This is a genomic window from Blautia sp. An249 (assembly GCF_002159835.1).
GTDB classification, from domain to species: Bacteria; Bacillota; Clostridia; order Lachnospirales; family Lachnospiraceae; genus Blautia_A; species Blautia_A avistercoris.
This window is the reverse complement of the sequence record NZ_NFJL01000008.1, coordinates 173,058-179,093: the sequence shown is the minus strand read 5'-3', so window position 1 is coordinate 179,093 and position 6,036 is coordinate 173,058. Positions and strand designations below refer to the sequence as shown.

Here is a 6,036-nt window from a genome sequence, read left to right as displayed (position 1 = left end):
CGGTAAAAATCGCTGTAGCCCAGTAAATACAAGGGATACAGCGATTTTCTCCTTCATCAACTGTCAAAGACGGGATTATACCAGTTGTTTAAATTTCTGTAAAGGAACACCGCTGTTTCATCTGGGAAGTCACAATATCGTATATTATGGTTCCGTCCGCAGCCACGGTTTTCTCAAAGGAGACGTCTTTTCCCTGAAACTTATTTTTCAGATAGGCTTCAATATCCTCAATTTCAATTTCTTCAATAAAAATATCCCGCATCTGGTTTCTGGGACACTTATTAAATATTTCCCAGACAACTTCATACTCTTTCATATTTATTCTCCAGTTCTTAAAAATTTGAATTTCTTGTCGAAAGGAATTGATATTCGTCGAAGAATATCGTATCATAATTAAATCATAATAAAGGAGGCGGCATCCTATGCAGCTTTTAAAAGATCGTATCCGCAGAGACGGAATCGTAAAACCCGGAAACGTATTAAAAGTGGACAGTTTTCTCAATCATCAGATGGACATTCCCTTCATTAACGAAATCGGCAAAGAATTTAAGTCCCGTTTTGCCCAATCCCCGATTACCAAAATTCTTACCATTGAAGCTTCCGGTATCGGTATTGCCTGTATTACCGCTCAGTATTTCGATGTTCCGGTTGTCTTCGCAAAAAAATCCCAGAGCGTGAATCTGGACGGCGATATGTATGTAACAAAGGTGGAGTCCTTTACTCATAAGAAGGTTTATGATGTGATTCTGTCTAAAAAATATCTGACTCCCCAGGATCATGTCCTGCTTATTGACGACTTTCTTGCCAATGGCTGCGCCCTCCTTGGGCTGATTGATATTGTAAAAAAATCAGGCGCAGTTCTGGAAGGGGCCGGAATTGTTATAGAAAAAGGGTTCCAGGACGGCGGAAAGAAGATTCGGGATATGGGAATTCATCTGGAATCTCTGGCCATCATTGATTCTATGACGGATTCTGAGGTGATTTTCCGTCCTTAACCAAACGGCTGTTATGACAGAGACAGGCTTTAAGGCCTGTCTTTTATCATCTGTTCATAATTTAACTGTTCATACCCCTGTTTTTCGTATAAGGCAATGGCTCCTGTATTGCCTGAAGTTACCTCCAGCCGGAACCTTCTGGCCTGAGGATACGCCTCTTCCAGCCACTGCAGCGCCTTTTTCCCCAACCCTTTTCCACGGGTTTCGGGTTTCAGGTACAATTCTTCCACAAGAACTGTCAGGCCTCCCGCCTCATTGCTCCAGGTAAAAGACAGCAGCAGGAATCCCGCTTTCTCTCCCTCTGATTCTAAAATCAGCATTCTCGCATAGGGATTCTCTGTTAAGCAAAGCTGAAACGTCCGTTCCGTATAAGTCTGGTTCATGCCGTGAAGACAGGCGCCGGAGCGATTGTAAAAGTCCTCTATCATTTCAAACAGCTCTTCTTTATCCCCTTCTCTCACGTCGCGAACTTCCAGGTTCGTTCTCTGTGCTTCCATTTCCGTATTATCCTTTCTGTCCCATTCCTCTGTATTCTTTTACTATCCCTTTCAGATATTCTCTGTAAGCCATGGCTTCTTTCCCGGGTTTTAACAGTTTTCCTCTGTTTCCCAGAGTTGTCAGCCATCCGTAGAAATCCTGATCGATCCGGGCTTTTCCCGTAATCAGAAACCGTTTCTCTTTCTCCTGACATCGGGGATTCTGTAAATATTGCATCACCTTATCTTTCACGTCTTTTTTACACAGGATCTTCACTTTTTTACAGTTCTCCAAATCTTCCGGTGCATCTGCTTTGATTTCCTCCGGCTTTCCGGTTTCCTTTGTCTCTGTTTCCGGCTCTTTTCCCTCTTCGGATTCCTTCCCGCTGCACAAAGTTCCTTCCAGATAATAGCCGCTGGGAGCCGGTCTTCGGTATTGGATATCCAGTCCATACTGACGCAGAGCTTCCATATCGTCATAAATACTCTTTCGTTCCGCAGAAATGGAATGGCTCTCCAGCATTTTCAGGATTTCCTGCATGGACAGGGGCTCTCCTTTTTCCCCTTTTTCCTTCAGGGCATCCATGATATATAAAACTTTTAATTTCTGATTATTGGATTTGGGCATAGCAATTTCCTCCTGCTAAAAATCCCTCATTATCTCAGATACTGAGAAAATGAGGGACCTGTTTTTATTCCTCTTCCGCAAAATCTTCTTTACCGACTCCGCATACCGGACATACCCAGTCTTCCGGTAAATCTTCAAAAGCAGTACCCGGTTCAATTCCGTTATCGGGATCGCCCTCTGCCGGATCGTAAACATAGCCGCATGGCTCGCAAACATATTTTTTCATAATGTTCTCCTTTCCTGGTATCTTTATCTGAATCTTAGTATTTCAAAACTGTACCTTTATTATACACATTTCCCTTCCGGAAAACAACCCTTATTTCTCTTTTTCTCCCGAAAATCTTTGGAAAACATAGGTATTCGCCTCTTCCTCCTGAGAATCATCCAGCTTTTCCAGTATTATTTCTCTCTGATACTTTCTCTCCAGAGCTTTTTTTATAAGATAATCTGCAAGCTGGGGATTTTTCGGCAAAAGGGGGCCGTGAAGATAGGTGCCGATTACATTCCGGTATACTACGCCCTCTTCTTTCGTCTGTCCGTCATTTCCGGAACCATATAAAACTTTTCCCAGACTGCGGTTTCCGTTGATATACGTTCTTCCTCCGTGGTTTTCAAATCCCACAATGGGCATTTCCACCAGATCGCTTTTCAGGACAATGTTGTCAATGAGACGGCCCTCTCCCTGTTCCGTATACATATCTACCAGCTCCAGACCGGGAATGGTTCGCTGGTCCGTCTTATAATATTTTCCCAGAAGCTGATACCCGCCGCAGATGGCAATCACTACTCCGTCCTTCTCCACGTATTCCTGGAAGTCTTTGCGGATTTCCCGAAGTTTCTGACACACCAGCATCTGCTCCCGGTCGGAGCCGCCTCCCAGAAGCACCAGATCCAGTTTCGTAAAATCAATGGGTTCTCCCAGTTCAAAGGTCCTGACCTCTGCCTCAATTCCTCTCCACTGGCACCGCTTGGTTAAACAGGCAATATTTCCTCTGTCTCCATAGAGGTTTAAAAGATCCGGATATAAATGGCCAATCACTAATTTCATTTCTTTTCCCCCTCTATCTTTTTCAGAATATTTCGGGTGCTAAACAGCGCCGTATAGTTTACCAGTACATATAAATTGCCCACGCCGTCCCGGATTCTGTCTCTTATGGCCGTTTCCACATCCGCTTCCAGAATGGAGGGAATATCCACATATTTCAGGCGCAGTCTCATATCCTGGCAGCGGATTCCGCTTACTGTGATGGAATGAATGCTTTCTTCCTGAAAACGATCAAAATCCACATCCCAGAGCCAGGAGATGTCCCGCCCATCCTGGGCGTTATCATTGATCACAATAATAATGTCTTTGGGATTGGTATCCTGCATAACGGCTGCAATATTCTGGTTAAATCCTGCCGGGTTCTTGGCCAGGTTCAAAGTGATCCCGGTCTGTCCCATCCGAAACTGTTCCATTCTGCCGTTTTCCGGATGAAACTTTCTCAGCATCTCATTGAAATGCTCCAGTTTCAGGCCCGCGCTGCGTCCTGCCGCATAGGCGGCCAGCAGATTATAGACATTATAAAATCCCTTATAGTCCGCCACCAGACGGCGGTCTTCCACAGTAAAAGAAATCTGATCGCCCAGCTTCACTGCCTCTGCCCCATAATCCAGATGCGGTCTTTCAAAGCCGCAGCCCGGACAATAATAATCTCCAAGCTGGCTGTAATGGTAGAAACGGTATTCCAGCTTTGTCCCGCATTTCTTGCAGAACCGTCCTTCCCTTATTTCCGTTCCTTCTTCTTTCACTGTCTTTTCCAAAATTCCGTAAGTAACGCAGGGTTTTCCCGTCTCCTGAGCCAAAAATGCGGACAGGGCGTCGTCTCCGTTTACTATCAGAGTCATCTTGTCCACTTTCTGAATCATTTCTTTTAAAATGTTCATGGTAATGTCGATTTCTCCGTACCGGTCAAGCTGATCCCGGAATAAGTTGGTTAAAATCATATAATCCGGCTGCAGCGGAGGGAAAATATATCTGGTGGAAGCCTCGTCCGCTTCAATACAGGCATAGTCTGCGTCAATTTTTCCATTCAGACCTGCTTCCAGTACAAAAGCCGCCGCTACCCCGTTTAACATATTGGAGCCGGTATGATTGCATACCACTTTCGCTCCTTCTGCCTCCAGAGCTGCGCACAGTAAATTATTGGTTGTGGTTTTTCCATTGGTTCCGCAAACCACAAAGATTTTCTTTCTCACCTGACCGCTCAATTCCTCCAGAATCGAAGGGTCTATTTTTAAAGCAATTTTTCCGGCCCAGGTTACCCCCTGGCGGCCCATCCGCCGGCAGACGGCTCCTGCGGCTTTTGCCGCCCAGATGGCCAGTAATCCTCGTATTTTCATATTCTTTTTCCTTTTATTTCTTTTTTCTATCATTATACCTTTTTCTATGGCAAATGAAAAGGGCTGCTCACTGGCAGCAGCCCCCTTTTCTTTATTCTTTTCCGTTCCAGCAATAGGTGCAGAGCTTGCAGGGAGAGATTCCCACAGTCTTTACCATATCGTCCAGACGATGATACTTCAGAGAAGTAAAGTTCAGTTCCTTACGGATTTCTTCTAACATTTCTTTATAGTTGACGGAATCAGGATTTGCGTAATCTTCCAGGGTTTTCTGATCGTATCCCTCTCCCTCCCGCTTCAGAATCACTCTTCTTGTAATCAGATCCAGCTCCGATTTGGAACGTGAGAAATTCAGGTATTTACATCCGTATAATAAAGGCGGACATGCCGGACGGATATGAACTTCTTTGGCTCCGTGCTGATATAAGAATTCTGTGGTCTCCCGAAGCTGGGTGCCGCGTACGATGGAATCATCAATCATTAACAGACTCTTGTCCTTAATCAGACGATGAACCGGAATGAGTTTCATGCGGGCAATCAGATTTCTCTGGCTCTGCTGTGTAGGCATAAAGGATCTTGGCCAGGTGGGTGTATATTTAATAAAGGGACGGGCAAAAGGTACGCCGGAACGGTTGGCATATCCGATGGCATGTGCGATTCCGGAATCGGGAACGCCTGCAACCAGATCCGGAGTTACATCCCCGTGATCCCTCTGTGCCAGCATATCTCCGCAGCGATACCGCATTTCTTCCACATTGACTCCTTCGTAAGAAGAAGTGGGATAGCCGTAATAGGTCCACAGGAAAGTACAGATCTTCATCTCTTCACCGGCCCCGGCCATGGTCTGCACTCCTTCCGGAGTGATATAGACAATCTCTCCCGGTCCCAGCTCTTTATAATCTTCATATCCCAGATTAATATAGGCAAAACTTTCAAAAGAAGCACAAAACGCGTTTTCTTTCTTTCCAATAATAATAGGTGTTCTTCCTTTTGCGTCTCTGGCGGCATAAATTCCTTCTTTGGTCATCAAAAGCAGAGACATGGAACCTTCCACTTTTTCCTGTACGTAACGGATTCCTTCCACGATGGACTGTCTCTGATTAATTAATGAAGCAACCAGCTCTGTGGGATTTACGGAACCGCCGCTCATTTCCAGAAAATGTGTGCACCCGTTTTCAAAAGATTCTTTCATCAGTTCCTCTGTATTATTAATCTTTCCAACGGTTGTAATTGCAAAACTGCCAAGATGGGACTGTACTAACAGGGGCTGAGGCTCGTTGTCTGAAATACAGCCGATTCCCAGATTTCCCTCCAGTTCTTCCACATCTCTCTCGAACTTGGTACGAAACGGGGAGTTTTCAATATTATGAATGGCACGGTCAAAACCTTTTGGACCATATACTGCCATACCGCCTCTGCGTGTTCCCAGATGGGAATGATAGTCAATTCCGAAAAACAGATCCATCACGCAACTGGACTTTGAAGCTACTCCAAATATTCCACCCATTGTTTTTATTCTCCTTTACTCTTTCGACTTTCATATATTGTTTTCGTGTTT

The 6,036-nt window shown here is 44.9% G+C and carries 8 protein-coding genes; 1 reads left to right on the top strand and 7 read right to left on the bottom strand.

The features are described from left to right. Positions 1-88: 88 nt before the first annotated feature. Positions 89-316, bottom strand: coding sequence for a hypothetical protein (locus tag B5F53_RS09660; RefSeq protein WP_087222779.1), 228 nt, complete (start codon positions 314-316; stop codon positions 89-91). 106 nt (positions 317-422) lie between these two features. On the opposite strand from B5F53_RS09660, the gene B5F53_RS09655 reads away from it, so the two are divergent. Next, complete coding sequence (locus B5F53_RS09655) at positions 423-995, top strand: xanthine phosphoribosyltransferase (protein WP_087222777.1); 573 nt, start codon at positions 423-425, stop codon at positions 993-995. Between the two features lie 29 nt (positions 996-1,024). Here B5F53_RS09655 and B5F53_RS09650 read toward each other — a convergent pair whose 3' ends face one another. From B5F53_RS09650 to B5F53_RS09625, 6 genes are all read right to left on the bottom strand, one after another. Next, complete coding sequence (locus tag B5F53_RS09650; RefSeq protein WP_087222775.1) at positions 1,025-1,492, bottom strand: GNAT family N-acetyltransferase; 468 nt, start codon at positions 1,490-1,492, stop codon at positions 1,025-1,027. A 7-nt stretch (positions 1,493-1,499) separates the two neighbouring features. Next, the gene (locus B5F53_RS09645) at positions 1,500-2,099 is read right to left on the bottom strand and encodes a hypothetical protein (protein ID WP_087222773.1); all 600 of its coding nucleotides are present in this window, start codon (positions 2,097-2,099) and stop codon (positions 1,500-1,502) included. A gap of 64 nt (positions 2,100-2,163) precedes the next feature. Continuing rightward, positions 2,164-2,325 (bottom strand): rubredoxin, encoded by a 162-nt coding sequence (gene rd, locus B5F53_RS09640; protein ID WP_087222771.1) that lies wholly within the window; start codon positions 2,323-2,325, stop codon positions 2,164-2,166. 90 nt (positions 2,326-2,415) lie between these two features. Next, positions 2,416-3,147 (bottom strand): type 1 glutamine amidotransferase, encoded by a 732-nt coding sequence (locus tag B5F53_RS09635; RefSeq protein ID WP_087222769.1) that lies wholly within the window; start codon positions 3,145-3,147, stop codon positions 2,416-2,418. Beyond that, positions 3,144-4,481: a MurT ligase domain-containing protein gene (locus B5F53_RS09630; RefSeq protein ID WP_087222805.1), complete on the bottom strand. Its 1,338-nt coding sequence runs from the start codon at positions 4,479-4,481 to the stop codon at positions 3,144-3,146. The genes B5F53_RS09635 and B5F53_RS09630 overlap by 4 nt, the downstream gene beginning before the upstream one ends. Positions 4,482-4,572: 91 nt before the next feature. Then, positions 4,573-5,985: an amidophosphoribosyltransferase gene (locus B5F53_RS09625; protein WP_087222767.1), complete on the bottom strand. Its 1,413-nt coding sequence runs from the start codon at positions 5,983-5,985 to the stop codon at positions 4,573-4,575. Between the last annotated feature and the right edge of the window lie 51 nt (positions 5,986-6,036).

Excerpts from the sequence above, each read along its gene's own strand:
- B5F53_RS09660 (WP_087222779.1), bottom strand. The coding sequence starts at position 316 with ATGAAAGAGTATGAAGTTGTCTGGGAAATATTTAATAAGTGTCCCAGA.
- B5F53_RS09655 (WP_087222777.1), top strand. The coding sequence starts at position 423 with ATGCAGCTTTTAAAAGATCGTATCCGCAGAGACGGAATCGTAAAACCC.
- B5F53_RS09650 (WP_087222775.1), bottom strand. The coding sequence starts at position 1,492 with ATGGAAGCACAGAGAACGAACCTGGAAGTTCGCGACGTGAGAGAAGGG.
- B5F53_RS09645 (WP_087222773.1), bottom strand. The coding sequence starts at position 2,099 with ATGCCCAAATCCAATAATCAGAAATTAAAAGTTTTATATATCATGGAT.
- rd (WP_087222771.1), bottom strand. The coding sequence starts at position 2,325 with ATGAAAAAATATGTTTGCGAGCCATGCGGCTATGTTTACGATCCGGCA.
- B5F53_RS09635 (WP_087222769.1), bottom strand. The coding sequence starts at position 3,147 with ATGAAATTAGTGATTGGCCATTTATATCCGGATCTTTTAAACCTCTAT.
- B5F53_RS09630 (WP_087222805.1), bottom strand. The coding sequence starts at position 4,481 with ATGAAAATACGAGGATTACTGGCCATCTGGGCGGCAAAAGCCGCAGGA.
- B5F53_RS09625 (WP_087222767.1), bottom strand. The coding sequence starts at position 5,985 with ATGGGTGGAATATTTGGAGTAGCTTCAAAGTCCAGTTGCGTGATGGAT.